16 protein-coding genes are annotated in these 19,817 nt (G+C 41.6%); 6 read left to right on the forward strand and 10 right to left on the reverse strand.

Annotated elements, in window-relative coordinates; translation table 11 throughout:
- The first annotated feature begins 233 nt into the window (after positions 1–233).
- The 6 genes from N523_RS0107515 to fusA all read left to right on the forward strand — a co-directional run bounded on the left by N523_RS0107515 (position 234) and on the right by fusA (position 7,243).
- The gene (locus N523_RS0107515) at positions 234–1,535 is read left to right on the forward strand and encodes a GntP family permease (RefSeq protein WP_028834699.1); all 1,302 of its coding nucleotides are present in this window, start codon (positions 234–236) and stop codon (positions 1,533–1,535) included.
- Positions 1,536–1,544: 9 nt separating this feature from the next.
- Positions 1,545–2,726: an E22 family MetX-like putative esterase gene (locus N523_RS0107520; RefSeq protein WP_028834698.1), complete on the forward strand. Its 1,182-nt coding sequence runs from the start codon at positions 1,545–1,547 to the stop codon at positions 2,724–2,726.
- A gap of 4 nt (positions 2,727–2,730) precedes the next feature.
- On the forward strand, positions 2,731–3,492 hold the full coding sequence (locus N523_RS0107525; protein ID WP_028834697.1) for a 3-hydroxybutyrate dehydrogenase: 762 nt from the start codon (positions 2,731–2,733) through the stop codon (positions 3,490–3,492).
- Between the two features lie 10 nt (positions 3,493–3,502).
- Entirely contained in the window at positions 3,503–4,210 is a 708-nt protein-coding gene (locus N523_RS0107530) for a CoA transferase subunit A (protein ID WP_024602247.1), read from the forward strand.
- 10 nt (positions 4,211–4,220) lie between these two features.
- Positions 4,221–4,880, forward strand: a complete 660-nt coding sequence (locus N523_RS0107535) for a 3-oxoacid CoA-transferase subunit B (protein WP_028834696.1) — start codon at positions 4,221–4,223, stop codon at positions 4,878–4,880.
- Between the two features lie 278 nt (positions 4,881–5,158).
- The gene (fusA, locus tag N523_RS0107540; protein ID WP_013466210.1) at positions 5,159–7,243 is read left to right on the forward strand and encodes an elongation factor G; all 2,085 of its coding nucleotides are present in this window, start codon (positions 5,159–5,161) and stop codon (positions 7,241–7,243) included.
- 182 nt (positions 7,244–7,425) lie between these two features.
- Here the strand turns inward: fusA and mdoH are convergent, their stop codons facing one another.
- From mdoH to tatA, 10 genes are all read right to left on the reverse strand, one after another.
- Positions 7,426–9,390: a glucans biosynthesis glucosyltransferase MdoH gene (gene mdoH / locus N523_RS0107545; RefSeq protein WP_028834695.1), complete on the reverse strand. Its 1,965-nt coding sequence runs from the start codon at positions 9,388–9,390 to the stop codon at positions 7,426–7,428.
- Positions 9,362–10,981: a glucan biosynthesis protein G gene (locus N523_RS0107550; protein WP_028834694.1), complete on the reverse strand. Its 1,620-nt coding sequence runs from the start codon at positions 10,979–10,981 to the stop codon at positions 9,362–9,364. The genes mdoH and N523_RS0107550 overlap by 29 nt, the downstream gene beginning before the upstream one ends.
- A gap of 323 nt (positions 10,982–11,304) precedes the next feature.
- Complete coding sequence (locus tag N523_RS0107555; protein ID WP_028834693.1) at positions 11,305–13,968, reverse strand: ExeM/NucH family extracellular endonuclease; 2,664 nt, start codon at positions 13,966–13,968, stop codon at positions 11,305–11,307.
- A 274-nt stretch (positions 13,969–14,242) separates the two neighbouring features.
- Positions 14,243–15,250, reverse strand: coding sequence for a porphobilinogen synthase (gene hemB, locus N523_RS0107560; RefSeq protein ID WP_008108557.1), 1,008 nt, complete (start codon positions 15,248–15,250; stop codon positions 14,243–14,245).
- Between the two features lie 13 nt (positions 15,251–15,263).
- Positions 15,264–17,123, reverse strand: a complete 1,860-nt coding sequence (locus N523_RS0107565) for a sensor domain-containing diguanylate cyclase (RefSeq protein WP_028834692.1) — start codon at positions 17,121–17,123, stop codon at positions 15,264–15,266.
- Positions 17,123–17,908, reverse strand: coding sequence for a TatD family hydrolase (locus N523_RS0107570; RefSeq protein ID WP_016899061.1), 786 nt, complete (start codon positions 17,906–17,908; stop codon positions 17,123–17,125). Before N523_RS0107570 ends, N523_RS0107565 begins: the two co-directional genes overlap by 1 nt.
- A complete protein-coding gene (locus N523_RS0107575) occupies positions 17,908–18,417 on the reverse strand; it encodes a hypothetical protein (protein ID WP_028834691.1) in 510 nt (169 codons plus the stop codon). The genes N523_RS0107570 and N523_RS0107575 overlap by 1 nt, the downstream gene beginning before the upstream one ends.
- 1 nt (position 18,418) lies before the next feature.
- The gene (tatC, locus tag N523_RS0107580; protein ID WP_028834690.1) at positions 18,419–19,159 is read right to left on the reverse strand and encodes a twin-arginine translocase subunit TatC; all 741 of its coding nucleotides are present in this window, start codon (positions 19,157–19,159) and stop codon (positions 18,419–18,421) included.
- A 49-nt stretch (positions 19,160–19,208) separates the two neighbouring features.
- A complete protein-coding gene (gene tatB / locus N523_RS0107585; RefSeq protein ID WP_028834689.1) occupies positions 19,209–19,541 on the reverse strand; it encodes a Sec-independent protein translocase protein TatB in 333 nt (110 codons plus the stop codon).
- Between the two features lie 5 nt (positions 19,542–19,546).
- Complete coding sequence (gene tatA / locus N523_RS0107590; protein WP_013466200.1) at positions 19,547–19,807, reverse strand: Sec-independent protein translocase subunit TatA; 261 nt, start codon at positions 19,805–19,807, stop codon at positions 19,547–19,549.
- Between the last annotated feature and the right edge of the window lie 10 nt (positions 19,808–19,817).

Consider the following 19,817-nt stretch of genomic DNA (forward strand, 5'->3'; position numbering starts at 1 on the left):
TGATTATTTGTTTGCTCATGTCACCTGCACTTAATGTAGAAGATAGTGTTAAAAAATGAATTAGTACCATAGTGCTATAAAAGCTTAACACCTTGACTTATATGATTTTTATGTAAGTTTTATAACGTATAGTACCTTAGTGCTATGTCTTTATTTGCGCTGAGCGATAAAACTAACAACAGTTACTGCGATGTCACCTCATCTGGGTAATAACAATAATTATAGGAATGTCTATGCTGAGCATGATAGGGCTGTTAGGCGGTTTAATACTGCTAATAATTTTAACTTTGCGCGGGGTCAATTTATTTATTGCCGCGCCAATATGTGCATTGTTGGTGGCACTAACAAGCGGGATGGCTATATTCCCGGTGACTGCCGACAGTAATTTTATTAACGCGTACATGGATGGCTTTGCTGGATTTTTAAGTGCATGGTTTTTTATGTTTTTACTGGGCTCGTTGTTCGGTAAGTTTATGGAAGATACTGGTGCAGCAGATAGTGTAGCCAGTTACATTGTTGGCAAGTTAGGTATGAAGCATGCGGTGCTGGCGGTGGTGATTGCTTGTGCCGTGCTGACTTATGGCGGAGTCAGTGTATTTATTGTGGCGTTTTCGGTTTACCCGATGGCGCTCAGTTTATTTAAAGATGCCGATTTGCCGCGGCGCTTTATACCCGCAACATTAGCGTTTGGCTCAGTGACATTCACTATGACCTCTGCGGGCTCGCCTGAAATTCAAAATTGGATACCCGTAAAGCATTTAGGTACCTCACCCTATGCGGCATGGGAAGTAAGCTTAGTAGTGGCCATTTTTATGGCAACAGTCGGTTACTTTTGGCTAAATAAAATGATTAAAAAGGCGGTTGCCAAAGGTGAGCGTTTTGATGCTAGAGAAGACGACCCAATTATTTTAGAGCGTGAACGCCCTCATCCAATCACCGGCGTAATTCCTTTGCTGGTGGTGCTACTCTTATCATTTATGTTGCATGATGTTTTACAACAAACCGCACTAATTGTGGCGTTGCTTGGTGGTGTTTTAAGTATTGTGGTCATCAATTATAAGTATTTTCATAACATGGCAAATGCCATCAATATGGGGACCACTGGCGCCTTAGTTGCTATAGGTAACACTGCTGCTGTAGTAGGGTTTGGCGCAGTGGCTAAAGTATCACCGGCGTTTATAGCTGCTGTTGATGCTATGACTCATATGCCAGGTAATGAGTTGGTGGGGGCTGCTGTTGCCGTGAGCGTAATAGCCGGATTAACGGGTTCAGCATCCGGCGGGCAAGCGATTGCACTACCGCTTGTGGCTCCTGGATATTTGGATATGGGGGTTAATCCAGAGCAATTACACAGAGTGGTTGCTATTAGTTCTGGTGCATTAGACAGCCTGCCACATAATGGTTACGTGGTCACAACTATACGTGCCATTTGTAAAGAAACACATCAACGCGCTTATTGGCCATTAGCCGCATTGACGGTGGTTATCCCATTGGTTGGGGTGGCTCTTGCGCTGAGCTTATTCATCACTTTTTAAGGAATTGCAATGAAAACAATATTAATAATAGGGTTGCTGTTTTTATTTAGTAGTACGGTGTCTGGCGCTGATAAAGCAGAGCCGTTACTAGTAGAAAAGCAACATTTCAGCACAGAAAACTTCACAACGGTTTCTGGCACAACGTTGCCACAGGTTGATATTGGTTGGGAAAGTTATGGTGAGCTTAACAAAGCCAAAGATAATGTAATCTTGATCACTCATTATTTTTCAGGAACCTCTCATGCAGCAGGTAAATATTCAGCCGACGACGCCGTAGCAGGCTACTGGGATGCGTTAATTGGCCCAGGAAAAGCCATAGATACTAACAAGTATTTTGTGATCAGCTCTGACACCTTAGTCAATGCTAATTGGCATGACCCACACGTAATCACTACGGGGCCTGCATCAATTAACCCTGCGACAGGTAAGCCTTATGGCTTGGATTTTCCAGTGGTCACTATTAGTGATTTTGTTAACGTACAAAAACGCTTATTAGAGAGTTTGGGTATTACTAAATTACATGCCGTGATGGGCGCATCTATGGGCTCTTTTCAGGCGTTAGAGTGGGCAACGCGTTATCCAGATCAGGTTGAACGCCTAATCCATGTTATTGGTGCAGCAACCATGGATGCATGGACTGTCGCTGCGCTTGAAAAATGGGCTCTACCCATTCGTTTAGATAAAAACTGGCAGCAAGGTAATTACTACGACAAGGAGCGCCCATTAGATGGACTTGCCGCAACCATGCTAAATATTACCCAAGATGCGATGCATCCAATTATTTATAACGCTAGCTTCCCTGACTTTAACGTACTTGATGAAGGCGCGTTAAAAGACATTCGTACCTTGCCTAAGTTAAACCAAGTACTAGCACAGCGTGCAATGGCGCGTGCAAAAACCCAAGATGCAAATCATGTGCTGTATTTGGTACGGGCATCGCAACTATTTACTGCCGGTATGGAAGGCAACTTAAGCGCAGCACTTAAAAAAATTAGCGCTAAAACACTGTTATTGCCTGCAACCAATGATTTACTGCTACGCCCTGAAAATATGCGCACTGTATATGAGTCAATGAAGTCGCTTGGGAAAGAGGTTCAGCTTTCTGAAATTGAAGGCGGCTGGGGGCATCTCGATGGAATTTTTTCAATCTCGCCTAAAGCGCAGCTGATCAGTGAATTTTTAGAGGAGTAGCAGTATGAGTAAAAACGTATTAATCACCGGCGCGGCTAGTGGTATAGGGCTACACATTGCTGAGCAGCTAGCCCGAGCTGGGCATAGCATTATTGTGACCGACCTTAATGAACAGGTAGCTCAACAGGCAGCACAAAAAATAGTTAATCAGGGCGGTACTGCTCGGGGCTATGCATTGAATGTGGCAGATAGCCAAGCGATTGAAGATTTTTTTAGCACTTTTACGCAACCTGTGGATGTATTAATTAATAATGCAGGAATACAGCATGTAGCTAAATTAGAAGACTTTCCTGCAGATAAGTGGCTGCTTTTACAGCAAGTGATGTTGGTAGGTCCCGCAATGATGAGTAAAGCGGTACTGCCACGCATGCGTGAGCAAGATTTTGGCCGCATCATTAATATAGGTTCTATTCACGCCATGGTGGCCTCTAAGTATAAATCTGCTTATATCGCCGCGAAGCATGGCTTAATTGGCTTTGCTAAAACCATGGCATTAGAAACAGGTGATGCCAATATTACTATTAATACAGTGTGCCCAGCGTATGTAAAAACGCCATTAGTGGAGCAGCAAATTGCCGCACAAGCCAAAGAGCATGGTATTTCTGAGCAGCAAGTAATTGACACCATTATGCTGGCACCCATGCCGAAAAAGGCATTTATCGGCTTAGACGAAATCTTGCATACCGTGAGTTTTTTAATGGCAGATGCTGCACGCAACATTACCGCTCAAGCAATCGCCATTGATGGCGGTTGGACTGCACAATAAGGGGGAGCCAATGGCAGGTTTTGATAAAGTAGTAACAAGCTACAGTGACGCTATGACTGGGCTTGAAGATGGCATGACCGTGATTGCTGGTGGTTTTGGTTTGTGTGGTATTCCTGAAGGCTTGATTGCACAAATTAAACGTCAAGGGACACGTAATTTAACCGTAGTATCTAATAATTGTGGTGTTGATGGTTTTGGGCTTGGATTACTACTTGAAGATAAACAAATTAGTAAAATGGTCGCTTCTTACGTCGGTGAAAACGCACTTTTCGAGCAACAATTACTTAGTGGCGAGTTAGATGTTGAACTAACGCCACAAGGGACGCTAGCCGAAAAAATGCGCGCAGGCGGCGCCGGAATTCCAGCGTTTTATACCGCAACGGGTGTCGGTACGCCTGTGGCTGAAGGTAAAGAAACCCGTTCAATCAAGGGGCGCGAATATTTATTAGAGCCCAGTATAATCGGTGACTTTGCCATTGTTAAAGCATGGAAAGCGGATCGCTACGGTAATTGTATTTATCGTCATACAGCGATGAACTTTAATCCTATGGCAGCCACCGCTGGTAAAATTACCGTATTAGAGGTTGAAGAAATTGTCGAGCCCGGAGAGCTTGAGCCAAGCCAAATTCATACGCCAGGTATTTATATCGATCGCGTTATTAAAGGTGAGTTTGAAAAGCGTATTGAAAAAACCACTACTCGAGCGGCAAAGTCCTAAGGAGCACATAATGGCATTAACACGAGAGCAAATAGCAAAACGCGTGGCAATGGAATTACAAGATGGCTACTACGTTAACTTAGGAATAGGGATACCTACATTGGTGGCCAATTATGTGCCTAAGGGCATTGAGGTAATGCTGCAATCAGAAAATGGGTTACTGGGCATGGGGCCCTATCCTACCGCTGAAAATGTAGATGCCGATATGATCAACGCAGGAAAAGAAACAGTAACCGCAGCTACGGGTGCCGCTATTTTTAGCTCTGCTGAGAGCTTTGCCATGATCCGCGGTGGGCATGTTGATTTAACCGTGCTGGGTGCGTTTGAAGTGGACCAAAGCGGCAACATTGCCAGTTGGATGATCCCTAATAAATTGGTCAAAGGTATGGGCGGGGCGATGGATTTAGTGGCGGGGGCAAAAAACATTATTTGCACTATGACCCATGCTAATAAACACGGTGAATCAAAGCTACTGAATGAATGCAACCTACCGTTAACCGGTGTTGGTTGTATCAATAAAGTAATTACTGATTTGGCTCTATTAGAAATAAAAGATGGCGCTTTTCATTTATTAGAATGTGCACCCGGTGTGACTATTGATGAAATCAAAGCCAAAACTGCGGGTAATTTAGTTATTAGCGACAAAGTCAAAACTATGAGTTTTGAGTGATTTTACTAACGATTTGCATGGGGCAAAATAATTGTATTTGCTTCATGCCATTACTCAGTTGCGCTTTTGATGTTCAACAATGACGCTGATAAAGACTTAAGTCGTTAAAATACAGTTTATAATATGCCTCTTTTAAGCCCATCTCATACCTCAAAATATCTTTAAAGCAAGTTTTTTATAAATTGATTGCATTTTAAGCGACTTCTATGGTGATGTTCGCTTTAAGTAATGCTATACTCCCGCCGAATAATTTATCGACTTTATTAAGAGTAAAATTAATGGCAGATTTATCGAAGTACAGAAACATTGGTATTTTCGCGCACGTTGATGCGGGTAAAACCACAACTACTGAGCGTATCCTAAAGCTTACAGGTACTATCCACAAAACAGGTGAGGTTCATGATGGTGAATCGACTACCGATTTCATGGATCAAGAAGCTGAGCGCGGTATTACTATCCAGTCTGCGGCAGTAAGCTGTTTCTGGAAAGATCACCGTTTTAACGTTATCGATACTCCTGGACACGTTGACTTCACCGTTGAAGTTTACCGTTCACTTAAAGTATTAGATGGCGGTGTGGGTGTATTCTGTGGTTCTGGTGGTGTTGAGCCACAATCAGAAACTAACTGGCGCTACGCGAATGAGTCAGGTGTTGCACGTATCATCTTCGTAAACAAATTAGACCGTATGGGTGCTGATTTTTTCCGTGTAACAGCGCAAGTACAAAAAGTACTTGGTGCTACTCCACTTATCATGACTTTACCAATCGGTATCGAAGATGAGTTCTGTGGTGTTGTTGATGTTTTAAACAAAAAAGCATACATCTGGGATGAGACAGGTCTTCCAGAAAACTACACTATTGAAGACGTTCCTGCAGACATGGTAGAGAAAACTGATGAATACCATGAAATGCTTATCGAAACTGCTGTAGAGCAAGACGATGACCTAATGGAAGCGTACATGGAAGGTGAAATCCCTTCAATCGAAGACATCAAGCGTTGTATCCGTAAAGGTACTCGTGACCTTGCGTTCTTCCCTACATTCTGTGGTTCTGCATTCAAAAACAAAGGTATGCAACTTGTACTTGACGCAGTAGTAGATTACCTACCTGCTCCTACAGAAGTTGATCCTCAACCTCTTATGGATGAAGAAGGTAACGAAAACGGCGAGCATGCAATCGTATCTGCTGACGAACCTTTCAAAGCGTTAGCATTTAAGATCATGGATGACCGTTTCGGTGCATTAACATTCGTACGTATCTACTCTGGTGTGCTTAACAAGGGTGACACTATCCTTAATGCATTTACTGGTAAAACTGAGCGTGTTGGCCGTATGGTTGAGATGCAAGCAGATGAGCGTAAAGAGCTTACTTCAGCGCAAGCGGGCGATATCATCGCTATCGTTGGTATGAAGAACGTGCAAACTGGTCACACTCTTTGTGATCCTAAGCACCCAGTAACACTTGAGCCAATGGTATTCCCAACTCCAGTAATCTCGATTGCTGTACAGCCTAAAGATAAAGGCGGTAATGAGAAAATGGGTGTTGCTATCGGTAAAATGGTTGCAGAAGATCCATCTTTCCAAGTTGAAACTGATGAAGATTCAGGTGAAACTATCCTTAAAGGTATGGGTGAGCTTCACTTAGATATCAAAGTAGATATCCTTAAGCGTACTTACGGTGTAGACCTTATCGTTGGTCAACCACAGGTTGCTTACCGTGAAACTATCACTCGTGAAATCGAAGATAGCTACACGCATAAGAAACAATCTGGTGGTTCTGGTCAATTCGGTAAAATCGATTACCGTATCAAGCCTGGCGAAGTGGGTTCTGGTTTCACGTTCACATCTTCAGTTGTTGGTGGTAACGTACCTAAAGAATTCTGGCCTGCAGTTGAGAAAGGCTTTAAGTCAATGATGAACGAAGGTGTTCTAGCTGGCTTCCCAGTACTTGACGTTGAAGTTGAACTTTTCGACGGTGGCTTCCACGCCGTGGATTCATCAGCAATCGCATTCGAAATCGCAGCTAAAGGCGCTTTCCGTCAGTCTATCCCTAAAGCGGGTGCACAACTTCTTGAGCCAATCATGAAAGTTGACGTGTTCACGCCAGAAGATCACGTAGGTGACGTAATCGGTGACCTTAACCGTCGTCGTGGTATGTTAAGCGACCAAGAAGCTGGTTTAACTGGCGTTCGCATTAAAGCAGACGTACCGTTATCAGAAATGTTCGGTTACATCGGTTCACTACGTACAATGACATCAGGTCGTGGTCAGTTCTCTATGGAGTTCTCACACTACGCACCATGTCCACAAAACGTAGCTGACACAGTAATCGCTGCAGAAAAAGAGAAAAAAGCAGCTAAGTAATTAGCACTTTAACTCTTTAAAAAAACCCGTACTTGTTGCGGGTTTTTTATTGTCTGAAGGTTATTAAGCTCGAAAATTAAAACGTGCGGTCATAAAAAAGGAGCAACAGTTAGTTGCTCCTTTTTTATTTATTATGACTATACCAATCTTCAAAATAGCTGACTTAATTAAGCGAATTGGTATTAATTTAGCTTATTAGCTGTTTTTGTAATGAGTGCTTTAAACTTCTTACGATGTGATTCACTACTAAAGCTCTGAATAGGCATGGTTACTTTATGTTCTTGTGGTAACAGCGGTATTGCTGTTGAATAACGCCCTGCAGGTGGAACGGTTATCTCTTTGAGGTGTACTTTAAGTGCCGCTAATGTTGCATCATTATCGACTTCACTCGGGCAGAGAAAAATCCCCCATTGTCTGAGCTTAACGCCTAGCTTGATACTACTTGAATAGCGCACAATAGGTGCAGCGAGTATGAGCCCTAATAAAATAGGAGATAACCACCAAAAAAAGACTGGCGTAAAGTAATAAGCAACGCTACCCCATACAATGGCAATCAGCGAAGAAAGCAATGTATAACTAAACGCTTCTTTCCATGGCACCATTCTGCCTTCACGCGGTTGAGCGTCCCATTTTACTTTTTTACCTAAAAATACACAGACTACAAAATATGCATGAAAAACCATCATTAATGGTGCCACAATAATGGCAAACACGGTTTCAATTATAGACCCTAAAGTAAGTTTTAATGCACCACCAAAGCGCTGCTTACGGTGTACTAAGGTAACAATCACGCCCATGAGTTTAGGCAATAATAAAATAATGATAGTTAGGTAAAGTAATGAGTCAATGAGTTCTGTTTTGGCTATTTGCCAAGTTGGAAATAGTTGATAGGCGCGATTAAAATAGACATCGCTATTTAAAGCGCGTGTTACCGCATCTATGGTACTTAACGCCAGCATAGATAACCAAATGAGTGATGATATATACGCGGTTGCACCCAGTAAAAAATGCAGCTTACTCATTAGCTTTAATTTTGCTGATGATAATAAGCCAAGGTGTTGAATATTACCTTGAACCCAGCGTCTATCGCGTACAGCATAATCTAATATGTTGCTCGGAACTTCCTCGTAACTGCCTTCAATATCGGCAAGTAATAATACGTCCCAATTCGCGCTATGTAATAAAGAGGCTTCCACAAAATCATGACTTAAAATTTCACCACCAAAAGGCGCTTTACCTTTTAGTGTTGGCAAGCCACAGCAATCAATAAATGCTTTGACGCGAATAATGGCATTATGGCCCCAGTAATTGGCTTTGTCGGTCTGCCAAAAAGCAGAGCCGGTAGCTAACATTGGACTATAAAGAATCGAAGCGAACTGTAAAAAGCGTCCAAAAAAGGTATCTTGGCGCACAGGAATAGGGATAGTCTGAATCAATCCCGCTTGTGGATTATTTAGCATACTGGTAGTGAGCTCTAGCATGCATTGACCCGTCATTACACTATCGGCATCCAATACAATCATATGCTCGTATTGGCTACCCCAGCGCTCACAAAAGTCGGTTAAGTTACCTACTTTACGATGTTTGTTATCTTCACGGCGACGATAAAATACCTGCTTTGCAGTATCACCTAAGCGCTCACGTAACGCATGCCATGCACTTAATTCATTACTAGCAATAGCTGTATCTTGTGTATCGCTTAGTAAATAAAAATCAAAGTGTTTTAATTGCCCAGTTGCTTTTAATGATTGTAAACTGACTTCAAAGCCTGCAATCACTCTGTGCGTATCTTCGTTATATATAGGCATAACCACAGCTGTTTTTTGCTGTGATAGTGCTTCACTGTTAATAGAGACCGGCTTTATTTTTTTAAGTGTGAGTGGATCTATCCGAAATAGCTGCAGTATAAAACCAATACAACCACTACAAAATGCGGTGACTATCCACGCAAAAGTAATAGAAAATAAAGCAAGAAGTGCATACTCAAGCAAGGTCATGCCATTTGAGTTTAAAATTTCAAACATAATTGAAATGCCATAGCCTGAAAGACCAATAGCAGCGATAGCAAATAACCACACACGAAGTGTTTTAAAAGGCATCGGCGTGCCTGTGCTTTGTTTACTTGATGTCATTTGGATACCAAACATAGCTCCATACCTCGCTCACTTCTTTATTACGTAGCTTTAGCGATAAACGCATATCTACAGGATCACTACCTTGGGGAGCGACTTTAAAAGCAACACGCCAACCTAATGATTTTGGTAATTTTTGCACTGTAATATCGCGGGCTTCACCGGTAGTCAGCTGAAGATCTGCGCTAAGTGCTAATTTTGCTGATAACTGATTGATATCAGGGCCGGTAAAGTCAACAGTAAATTGACGATGGCTTTTTGGCGGTGGATTATCTTCACCAGGTAATGCGGCACTACCAATACGCGTTCTAGCTACTTTGGCTAAATTATTTTGGCTTAGATAATCATTAAACGTCGTCATCTTATAGCTAAACTTTAATGCCTCTCCTGCTTTGAACGGCTTTTCAGGAACCCAATAACTTACAATATTATCGTTTGTTTCAGTATCTGTTGGAATTTCTACTAGCTCAACACGGCCATTACCCCATTCACCTTGTGGTTCTATCCAAAGGCTAGGGCGGTCATGGTAATGCGCTTCGATATCAAAGTAGTTATTGAAGTCACGGTCACGTTGCACAAGGCCAAAGCCTTTTGGATTCTCATATGAAAAAGAGGTTACACTGAGTTGGGATGGATTATTAAGCGGACGCCATACCCAATTACTCTCTTGTGACTGCGTGAGCAAACCATCTGAATCATGTACTTCAGGGCGGTAATCATCAAAAAACTTAGTGCTATTTTCACCGTGATAAAACATGCTCGTTAATGGCGCTATACCTAGCTTTTTAACATCTTTACGCGCAAAAATTTGCATGTCGACGTTAACTCGTGTCTGTGTGTTTGGGTCTATTTCAAACTTGTAGGCTCCCGCTACCGATGGGCTATCGAGTAAAGCAAAAATAGTAATATTAGTTTGCTCTGGTGTTGGTTTTACTAACCAAAACTCTTTGAATGAAGGAAACTCTTCACCAGATGTTTGTGCGGTATCAATTGCCAATCCGCGTGCTGATAAGCCATAAACTTGATTAGGTCCAACTAGGCGAAAATAAGAAGCGCCCTGAAACACCATAATTTCATCTTTATAGTCATCGTTATTTAGTGGGTAGTGCAATCTAAAACCAGCATGCCCTAACTGTGTACCTTCAACACTTTTCGCTATTTCATCTTTTAGGTGTGCTGCTGTTCCATCATATTGATAAAAGTCTGTGCTAAATGGGAGACGGCTAAGCTTGGCATCTTGATCAACGATATTGATTTTGACTGGGGTTTTATATAAAAAACCTGGGTGAAACAGTTGCAGCTCATAAAGCCCTTCATCTTTCCATACCGATTGATCGTGTTTGAAGCGGATTGAGCGGTAGTCTTGATAATCAATACTATTGAGCGCTTCTATTTGTATGTTTTTTGGTGCAATGTAATCTTGCTCAGCAAGCTTTTTAGCACGCGCACTTATCACATCAAATAAGCTGCCTTGTGGTATTGCCGCTTCTAATGAGGTTGCTGCAATGGCGTTGTTCGTTCCCCACAGTGAAAAAACTATCAACATCCCTACCAAAGGTTTAAAAGCCCTTTGACAAGTTGATATAAGGTGAATGCGTTCTTTCATTTTGAATCCTTTATAAAAATATATTTACAGCGAGAGTAACGTCTGTCTCAATGGTTTTTATATGGGTTAGCAGGACTGGGCAATTATCGTTTTAGCGCAGGTGTAGTAACGCAGCTTCACACTTTGTATTTATTAAACAATAAATGAAAGGTGTGAAATTTGATAAAGGCCATATCAAGGTTTGCATAGATAGTAAGCAATGTTTGCTGAAGCTTGTCTGAATTACATTTGTATAAAAAATAAAAAAGCCGCGAAAGCGGCTTTTGAGTAACTATATAGATATTTTAGGTCACAATACCTAATTGTTAACCGACTAATTAAGCTTAATCAGCATACTTTGTTGCTTTGTACGTTAATTTAACATTACCAAAAGGAATGGCGCCGTTTACACGCACTCGCCACTTACCTTCTTTAGGGTTGGTAAATGAACAGCTTTCACTATTACCGAAGCTTATTGAGGCGCAATCTTTTCTGAAAAGAGTCGGGTTTCTTTTATGGCGTACAAATAAGTTTGCATCACCCCAGCCACCGTCAAGGCTAACCGTTAGCTCGTCATAACCTTGTGGGATTTCAAAGCTGTAGCTTTTCCACCAAAACCACCCGCCAATATTATTAATTTCGCCAATAATTACTTCAGGTTCTGGCTCAGGTGGCGCGATAATGGTCGAGCGAATATCGACAATAACAGGGTCATGATCTGACGCTCTGTAAGGACCTTGAGCATATAAGGTTGATTGTTGTGCGTCAGATTTAAACTCAACGTTATAATCAAGCGAGATAGGCTCATCGGCATTAATGTGCCAATCGGTTGCACTGACTACTTTATTTAATAAGCTTGGACTGACTAGGGCGTGATCTAAACTACCCGCTCGGCCAGAAAAGCTATAAGAGTAACCTAAAGTGTTGCCATCTAGCTCAGCAACCACATTTTTAAGGCCTTTATCAGCAAATGCACGGATAGGATCTTCCATTGCATAGGCGTTCATGTCACCAACAAGAATGATATCTTCATCATCAACCCCTGTTGGTTTGCTATTTAACCAATCAGCAAATGCATTGGCGCCAGCAGTTCGAATTTCGTTCCAACATGCTTGGCCGTCATTTTGATCAGCGTTTCCACCAGTTGCACTTCCACAACCACCTTTAGATTTTAAGTGAGCAACGGCAACAGTAAAGACTTCTTCTGTCTCTAAAGACTTAAAGCTTTGCGCAATAGGTGCGCGATTGCTGTAGTCAAAAGGCGCGTCAGTTGTAATCGCTGCTGTTCCTACTTGCTGTACTTTATCAGCACGATAAATAAGCGCGGTAGTAATAGCGTCGGTGCCGATTTTATCAACGCCAAAGTCCACAAATGCATATTGATTTTGACTGTCGGCATCATTAAGTGCATTTACTAAGCTTGCAACTGCGCTAAATTCGCCAAAGCCGTCATTTTCAATTTCCATTAAGCCAATCACATCAGCTTGCATAGCACTGATAGCACTAACTAGTTTGGCCTGCTGACGAATTAATTCTACTTCTGAGTCAGCGCCTCGGCTAGTTGGGAAACCGCCGCCTTGGCCGTCGCCATTAAAGTAGTTAAGTACGTTAAAGCTGGCAACACGTAAATCAGCGTCAGGGTTTAACTCTGGTGCATCGGTACGCGGATTCGTTGCTATAAACTGAGGTGTGACCGTTGGGTGAATACGGTAAGTGCTAAAACTGTACGCTAGGGCGCCAGTAACGGTATTTACTGTATCGCCAGTACGCAGCGTATTCTCTGCCGATAATCCAGGTACAGGGTAAGCAATATGGTCGCGATTTTGACGAGTTGAGCCATCATCTACGAGTATTTTTTTAGTTAGATTTTGCGCTTCAACCGCATTTGCTGCCTCACCAGGAAGTGCAACTTGTGTCCCTTGATATAAACGTTCGGTGGCAAGCTCTAATTCACCGTAACGACCTAAACCATAGTTATTCGTGACAACTAATGGCTGCTCTAGGGTCACCAACATACCTTCAAATGCTTCTAACTCACTTTGATCGATAACGGGTAAAGTGATTTTAGTCGGATAAGCTGAAAGGCCGGTATCACAAATAGCAACTTGGCTAACATTACCAATTTGGGTGGCATCAAAGTACTCTTCAACAGTACCTTGTACGCGAACATGGTCGCCAACATTAACATCAGTATTGGTAAAGTAAACAAATACACCTTCAGAAGTAAGGGGATTTGCATCTTCATCACTATTAAGTGAATTTACAAAAAAGCCTTTGAGCTGATCATCTGCTTGGAAATCAGCTGTCACAACGCCTTCAAATTCAACCACAGTGTTAACCAGTGGACTGCTTGCGCCTTCACCTTGAATACTGCTAATTAATGTTTTATCAGCGCCACATAGTAAAGGATCTTCAGGTTCTGGCTCAGGATCTGGATTAGGTGAAGAATTCCCTGCAAAGATACCTAGATCACTAAAATCATCTTGATCAAATTGCAGCCATAGCTCACTTGGATTAAAAGCGCCATCGGCATCAGTGCGTCCGTTTAATTGAGTTTCTTTACGGCGCAGTGTTTTATTTTGCGTTTGTACGCCACCTTCAGACCAAAATGAACCTGGATCTACGCCGCGTTGACCAAAGCTGTCAATAACGGTTGAGCCTTGCGTAAGTACCAGTGCGTCATCACCATTAAAGTTAGTGACGGCGCTGAGTTGATCTGCTTTTTCTTTTAATTCAACTGAAGCATTACCATTAACAATGACATACGTGCTATTAGCAGCAAGTTCACCGGTTAAATCGAGCGTATTGTTTGCCTCTGTATTGCCATTTGAATAGAGACTTAGGGTGTAGCCATCCAATGACAGTGGGGTTGTCGAATTATTAAATAGTTCTACTGCTTTATTATAGCTACTGCCCTCTACGTATTCTGATATAACGAGGTTAGCGGTAGCGGGTGCACTGAGGCTTGCTAACACAAGCGCCAATGGCGTTATTTTTGTTTTCAACATTATTATTTTTTCCCGTGTTTTTGTTTCCCCAAATGGGACGCTTAGTGTAATGAAAAATGATTACAAATAGAATACAGAATGTTAACAATATTAAGTTTTGTTATTTTTTGAGGTTGAACGTACAGTTGTGTGTTTGGTTTTAGGTAAGGCAGAGCCTGTGTAGTGTGATTACTATCTATAAAAATAGGGGGTAACGCTGCATAAATGCCAACTATGTGTTGTTCTTAAACATAAAAAAAGGGCAATAAAGCCCTTTTATATCAATATGCTTTTATTACTTATTTAAATAGCGGGCTGCCTGCTTTGCAAAGTAAGTCAGAATGCCATCAGCACCTGCACGTTTAAATGCTAATAGAGACTCCATAATAGTGGCTTCCTCACTCAGCCAGCCGTTATCAATAGCGGCTTTATGCATCGCGTACTCACCACTTACCTGATAAGCAAATGTTGGTACACCAAATTCATCTTTAACGCGGCGTACAATGTCTAAATAAGGCATACCTGGCTTAACCATTACCATATCGGCGCCTTCTTGCAAATCAAGAGCCACTTCGCGAATAGCTTCATCAGAGTTGGCAGGATCCATTTGGTAAGTTTTTTTATCAGCGCCTTTTAAGTTTCCTGCTGAACCGACAGCATCTCTAAATGGGCCATAGTAGCTTGATGCATACTTTGCTGAATAGGCCATAATGCGAGTGTGAATAAAGCCATCGGCTTCAAGGGCTTCACGAATTGCACCAATACGCCCGTCCATCATGTCCGATGGGGCAACAACATCAGCACCTGCATGTGCGTGTGATAGCGCCTGCTTCACCAAAATTTCAGTAGTGACGTCATTAATCACATAACCTGCATCATCAATAATGCCGTCTTGACCATGCACAGTAAATGGATCAAGTGCAACATCGGTGATCACGCCAAGCTCTGGAAAGGTTTCTTTTAATGCACGTACAGTTCTTTGTGCTAAGCCATCATCGTTATACGCTTCTTCAGCGAGTAGAGATTTTTTATCTGCAGGGGTAACAGGGAAAATAGCGAGCGCAGGGACGCCTAAATCAACTAATTCTTTAGCTTCTTCTAGCAGTAAATCAATTGATAAACGTTCAATGCCGGGCATCGATTCAATGCTTTCACGACGGTTTTTACCTTCAAGCACAAAAACAGGATAAATAAGATCATTAACACTCAGCTGGTTTTCAGCCATAAGGCGACGAGAGAAATCATTACGGCGCATTCTACGCATGCGAGTATATGGGAAAAGGTCTAGTCCAGATTGGGCCATAAGTTATACGCTCCTACTGTGAGATTGGAAAATTAACCACTTGATTGCGGCCATGTTGTTTTGCTAGATAGAGTGCCTTATCGGCACGCTCAGTAAATGTTTCAGGGTTATGAACATCATCGGCAATATGAGTATAAACACCGGCACTAATGGTGTATTTAATCGTAGTACCTGCAACACTGACAGTGTTTTTTTCTATTGCGCACCGTATTTGCTCGGCAATAGCTAACGCACCTTGATTATTAGTATTGGGTAGCAGGACGACAAATTCTTCACCACCATAACGCGCCACTTCATCAAGAGGACGTTTTAATTGTTGTTTAATAACATCACAGACTGCTCGAATTACCTGATCGCCGGTTAAGTGGCCATACGTATCGTTGATTGCTTTAAACTTATCTATATCAAGCATAATGATGCTCAAGGGTGTTTGCTCACGGCGTGAACGGCGAATTTCCATGATTATTTTTTTATCAAAAAAGCGTCTATTTTTTACCCCTGTTAGAGCATCTTCCATATTGAGTTGTTCAAGCTCGCGGTTTTTATCTTCAAGTTCCCTAAGTGTGACTTGTAACTCAAAGGTGCGCTCATCAACTTGGTTTTCAAGTTCATGACGAGTGCGCTCTTGTAATTCAATCCGCTCATTTAAGAGCGCATCTTGCGCTGCACTTTTTGCAATCAACGCCTGTTGCGTTGTGACTTGCTCATCGCGTTGTAATATAAATAATTTTATGACGGTGTAGCTTAAGCAAAATGAGCAGCTTAATGAGGCTGCGAAGGTGAGTATTAAGCTGGATCTAGTGACGGTATACAGGCCTGTTAACGCAACGGAAAAATGAATGACTACAATTAAAAAGAACCCGAGTGCCATAAATAGAGATTTATTGGGGCTCGTGGGGTTTTTTCGTAGGTAAAATAATGTTGTGACAACATGATAACTTAAAATGACAGGAATGCTTAAAATAGCAAACAAAGCCACGCTTGGAGTAGGCAGCAACCCTATAAGTACAATAACCAATGCATATAAGGTGGTAATTATTGTTTGCCCTTTAACTAAGTTGGATTTAATGGGTATGCAAACATGGCGCTGTAAAGGAAGAAACAATACCGTGATCAGCATTAGCAAAATAGGCAGCATTAACTGTTGCAAGGCTGCTATGCTTGGGGGGGCATAACGAAACCCAAACCCGCCTAAATATGCTAAAAATAGGCTAAGCATCAGTGTAATCACACCGGCATAGGCAAAATAATGTTTACGTGAAAAAGCAAATAAAACCAAGCTACTGATAGCCAAAGAAAAAATAAATCCAATCAGTAATCCATAGTGCAAGTTAAGCATACTTTTATGGGCTAATAATGTATCTTGTTGCCATAAGGTGAGGGGGACGCGAAGCCCGATTCCCGCATTATTATTAACGTTAAGATAAACGGTGGTTTCGCTGTTAGCGGGAAGTGTTAATTTAACCAGCAAAGACTCACTTTTAATCGCTCTATTAGATAAAGGAAGAGCATCACCAAGATGTTCCGATTTTAGTTGCTTCTCACCCATAAAGTGGTACAGGTATACATTGTTTAGAAGTGGGTTATCTAACGATAAAATTGGCTCTGTTGGCTTATTAAGATAATTATTTAGTTGAAATTGAATCCACACAGGGCGAGTTTCAAGACCTAAATTAAGCGGTTTATTATTAAGTGACTGCCATTGTTGTAAGTTGCTTTGTTGTGCATCTTCTAGTGAGTTGGGGGTAAACGAATAATGAATCGACTCTATTTTTTTTGAGCTAAATTCGCTATTTATATCAATTGCAGTTGCAGGGAAACAGGATGTAAAAAACACCATGATGAATGCCAGCAAGGTGCTAAAGATGCGCATTATTTTTTCTCTAATCCAAATAAGCGATTAAAGTTTTCACGAGTATGTTTTGCCACTTCAGATGCCGGAATGCCATAAAGTTGAGCAAGCGTGTCACACACATAATGCAGCAATGCTGGCTCGTTTCGTCTTGATTTTGGCTTTGGTTTAACAGTTCGAGGAATTAAAAATGGCGAATCGGTTTCTATTAATAAACGTTCAATAGGAATACTCGGTATAAGTTGTTGTAACTCCTCGCCACGTCTTTCGTCACATACCCAGCCGGTAATACCAATATAAAGTCCTAAGTTTAAGTAACCTGAGAGTGCTTGTGCATTACCTGTAAAGCAGTGCAGTACACCGCGAACAGTAAATTCTTTTAAAATAGTGAGCATATCCTCACTGGCATCACGTTCATGCAAATAAACAGGCAAGTTGAGTTTTTCAGCTAATGCAAGCTGACGACGCAAAACAGCACGTTGTATATCTCTAGGGGAAAAGTCGCGATTGTAATCTAGTCCGCATTCACCTATGGCAATAACCTGCTCATTTTGAGCGAGCTGAGTAAGTTGTTGCTCAAGCTCAGGGGTTGCTGTTTTAGCGTCATGAGGGTGAATACCAGCGGTAGCATATTGATTATAGTGCGCAGCAAGTGCTAATGATTCTTCACTGGAGGTTATATCACAGCCAATAATCAGCATCTGGTTTACGCCCGCATCTTTTGCTCTGGCGAGCACCTCTTGATGCTGACCATCAAATTGATGATTAGTTAAATTTACGCCAGCATCAATTAACGTGTATTGCATTACTGAGTACGTTTTACACGAATTGAACGGTTTTGATCTGCTTTTTTAAGTAAAAAAGAGTTGAATACGCCACGGCTAATAATAACAGTATCGCCTTCGTCTAATCTTAAGCTATCTGAACCAATTTGACGCCATTGCTGGTTATTTTCTAAGGTAATGATTAGCTCACCATAAGGTGCTTTTTTAACAGATGAAATCTTTGACGTAATAGACTCTTCACCATTTTCCGCAATTTCTTTATGCTCTAAACCAAACTCTTTTGCTTTAGTGGCCACAGGCGCTGTTGCAGCGGGAGCCTCAGCTTTTACATTTGTTTGTGCCGATTTGCTTAGCTGGCTTTGTGCTGGTTGTGTTAATGACTTTCCGGCAATGGTGTTGTCGTAGCATAGTAAACGATTAAAGTCGTTTTCAATAAAACTACAGGCTTGCAAAGCTTGCTCATTAATAGGAGTAGCGGCTAAAACCGGTACGCTGACTAAAGCGAGTAAAGAAAGTAAATGCTTGTTCATATTATTCCTCAGATTCTTGTTGTGGTTTTGCGGTATAAAATTTAGCTAAAATTAAACCAAGCTCAAATAAAAGCAGCATAGGTAGTGCCAATAGGGTTTGTGAGAGCACATCAGGTGGCGTTAAAAACATTGCCACTACAAATACGCCAACCACTATATAGGGACGCTTTTCTTTTAGACTTTGTGTGGTTGTTGCACCGCTCCAGCAGAGCAACATAATTGCAACTGGGATTTCAAATGCGATCCCAAAAGCAAAAAACAGCTTGAGCACAAAGCCTAAATAACTACTTATATCGGGCGCAAGCGTCATCATTTGCGGCCCTACACTGGTGAAAAACCCTAAAATTATAGGTAGCACCACAAAGTAACAAAAAGCAATGCCACTATAAAATAAGATAATACTGGAAGCCAATATGGGCATCAGCATTTTCTTTTCATGTTGATATAAACCCGGGGCTATAAACCCCCAAATTTGATGCAAAATCCAAGGAATGGCAGCAAATAAAGCAACAAACAACGTCAGCTTAAAAGGGGCAAAAAACGGTGCAGTAACATCCGTTGCAATCATAGTGGCTGTACTAGGTAAATGAGCAACTAACGGAGCAGCTACAAAGGTATAAATATCGTTTGCAAAGTAAATTAAGCCAATAAAAATCACTAAAATACTTAATAACGATTTAATTAGCCGGTCACGCAATTCAATTAAATGAGCGACAAACCCTGATTTTACTTCCTCAGTCATTGTGTTTTATACCGTGTATTAAGTGCATGAAAAAAAGAGAGTGCTATGTTCACTTTGAGTCATCTGTTTGTTGGCTATTTGATGCTGGCGTTTGATTTTTTTTATAGCTATGGGTGACTGATTGCGCCGCTTGTTGTAGCTCAGAAACAGAGTTTTGTAGGTCAGGACTTAAATCTTTAAGGCCTTGTTGCTCTGCTTTTTTTAGATTTTCGTGTAGTTCATGCACACGAAGCTCCTCGCTCACCTCCGCTTTTACGGAATTGGCCATTGCTTTAGCTGTTTTAACCCAACGGCTCACAGTTCTAATAGCGACAGGTAAACGCTCAGGACCAAGCACCACCAAACCGACAATAAATACAACAACAAGCTCCCACATTCCCATGCTGGTTAAACCTTGTCGTTGTCTTTAGTTTTGCTAGTTGTACTTGAATCGATAGGTGTTGATTCTGCTGATTTTTCAATGTGTTCTGTTTTATTTTCGCTGGCTTGTTTTTCAGCGCTTTGCTCATCCGACATCGCTTTTTTAAAACCTTTAACTGCGCCGCCTAAATCACCACCGATACCGCGTAGCTTTTTGGTACCAAATAAAAGTACAATGATTGCAAGTACAATTAATAGCTGCCAAATACTAATACCACCAAACCCCATGGTTTTCTCC

It is taken from the genome of Pseudoalteromonas sp. 23_GOM-1509m, from assembly GCF_000518425.1.
Lineage (GTDB): Bacteria > Pseudomonadota > Gammaproteobacteria > Enterobacterales > Alteromonadaceae > Pseudoalteromonas > Pseudoalteromonas tetraodonis.

Bases quoted from the DNA above. Each gene is read 5' to 3' on its own strand.
- N523_RS0107515 (WP_028834699.1), top strand. From the start codon at position 234: ATGCTGAGCATGATAGGGCTGTTAGGCGGTTTAATACTGCTAATAATT.
- N523_RS0107520 (WP_028834698.1), top strand. From the start codon at position 1,545: ATGAAAACAATATTAATAATAGGGTTGCTGTTTTTATTTAGTAGTACG.
- N523_RS0107525 (WP_028834697.1), top strand. From the start codon at position 2,731: ATGAGTAAAAACGTATTAATCACCGGCGCGGCTAGTGGTATAGGGCTA.
- N523_RS0107530 (WP_024602247.1), top strand. From the start codon at position 3,503: ATGGCAGGTTTTGATAAAGTAGTAACAAGCTACAGTGACGCTATGACT.
- N523_RS0107535 (WP_028834696.1), top strand. From the start codon at position 4,221: ATGGCATTAACACGAGAGCAAATAGCAAAACGCGTGGCAATGGAATTA.
- fusA (WP_013466210.1), top strand. From the start codon at position 5,159: ATGGCAGATTTATCGAAGTACAGAAACATTGGTATTTTCGCGCACGTT.
- mdoH (WP_028834695.1), bottom strand. From the start codon at position 9,390: ATGTTTGGTATCCAAATGACATCAAGTAAACAAAGCACAGGCACGCCG.
- N523_RS0107550 (WP_028834694.1), bottom strand. From the start codon at position 10,981: ATGAAAGAACGCATTCACCTTATATCAACTTGTCAAAGGGCTTTTAAA.
- N523_RS0107555 (WP_028834693.1), bottom strand. From the start codon at position 13,968: ATGTTGAAAACAAAAATAACGCCATTGGCGCTTGTGTTAGCAAGCCTC.
- hemB (WP_008108557.1), bottom strand. From the start codon at position 15,250: ATGGCCCAATCTGGACTAGACCTTTTCCCATATACTCGCATGCGTAGA.
- N523_RS0107565 (WP_028834692.1), bottom strand. From the start codon at position 17,123: ATGCGCATCTTTAGCACCTTGCTGGCATTCATCATGGTGTTTTTTACA.
- N523_RS0107570 (WP_016899061.1), bottom strand. From the start codon at position 17,908: ATGCAATACACGTTAATTGATGCTGGCGTAAATTTAACTAATCATCAA.
- N523_RS0107575 (WP_028834691.1), bottom strand. From the start codon at position 18,417: ATGAACAAGCATTTACTTTCTTTACTCGCTTTAGTCAGCGTACCGGTT.
- tatC (WP_028834690.1), bottom strand. From the start codon at position 19,159: ATGACTGAGGAAGTAAAATCAGGGTTTGTCGCTCATTTAATTGAATTG.
- tatB (WP_028834689.1), bottom strand. From the start codon at position 19,541: ATGGGAATGTGGGAGCTTGTTGTTGTATTTATTGTCGGTTTGGTGGTG.
- tatA (WP_013466200.1), bottom strand. From the start codon at position 19,807: ATGGGGTTTGGTGGTATTAGTATTTGGCAGCTATTAATTGTACTTGCA.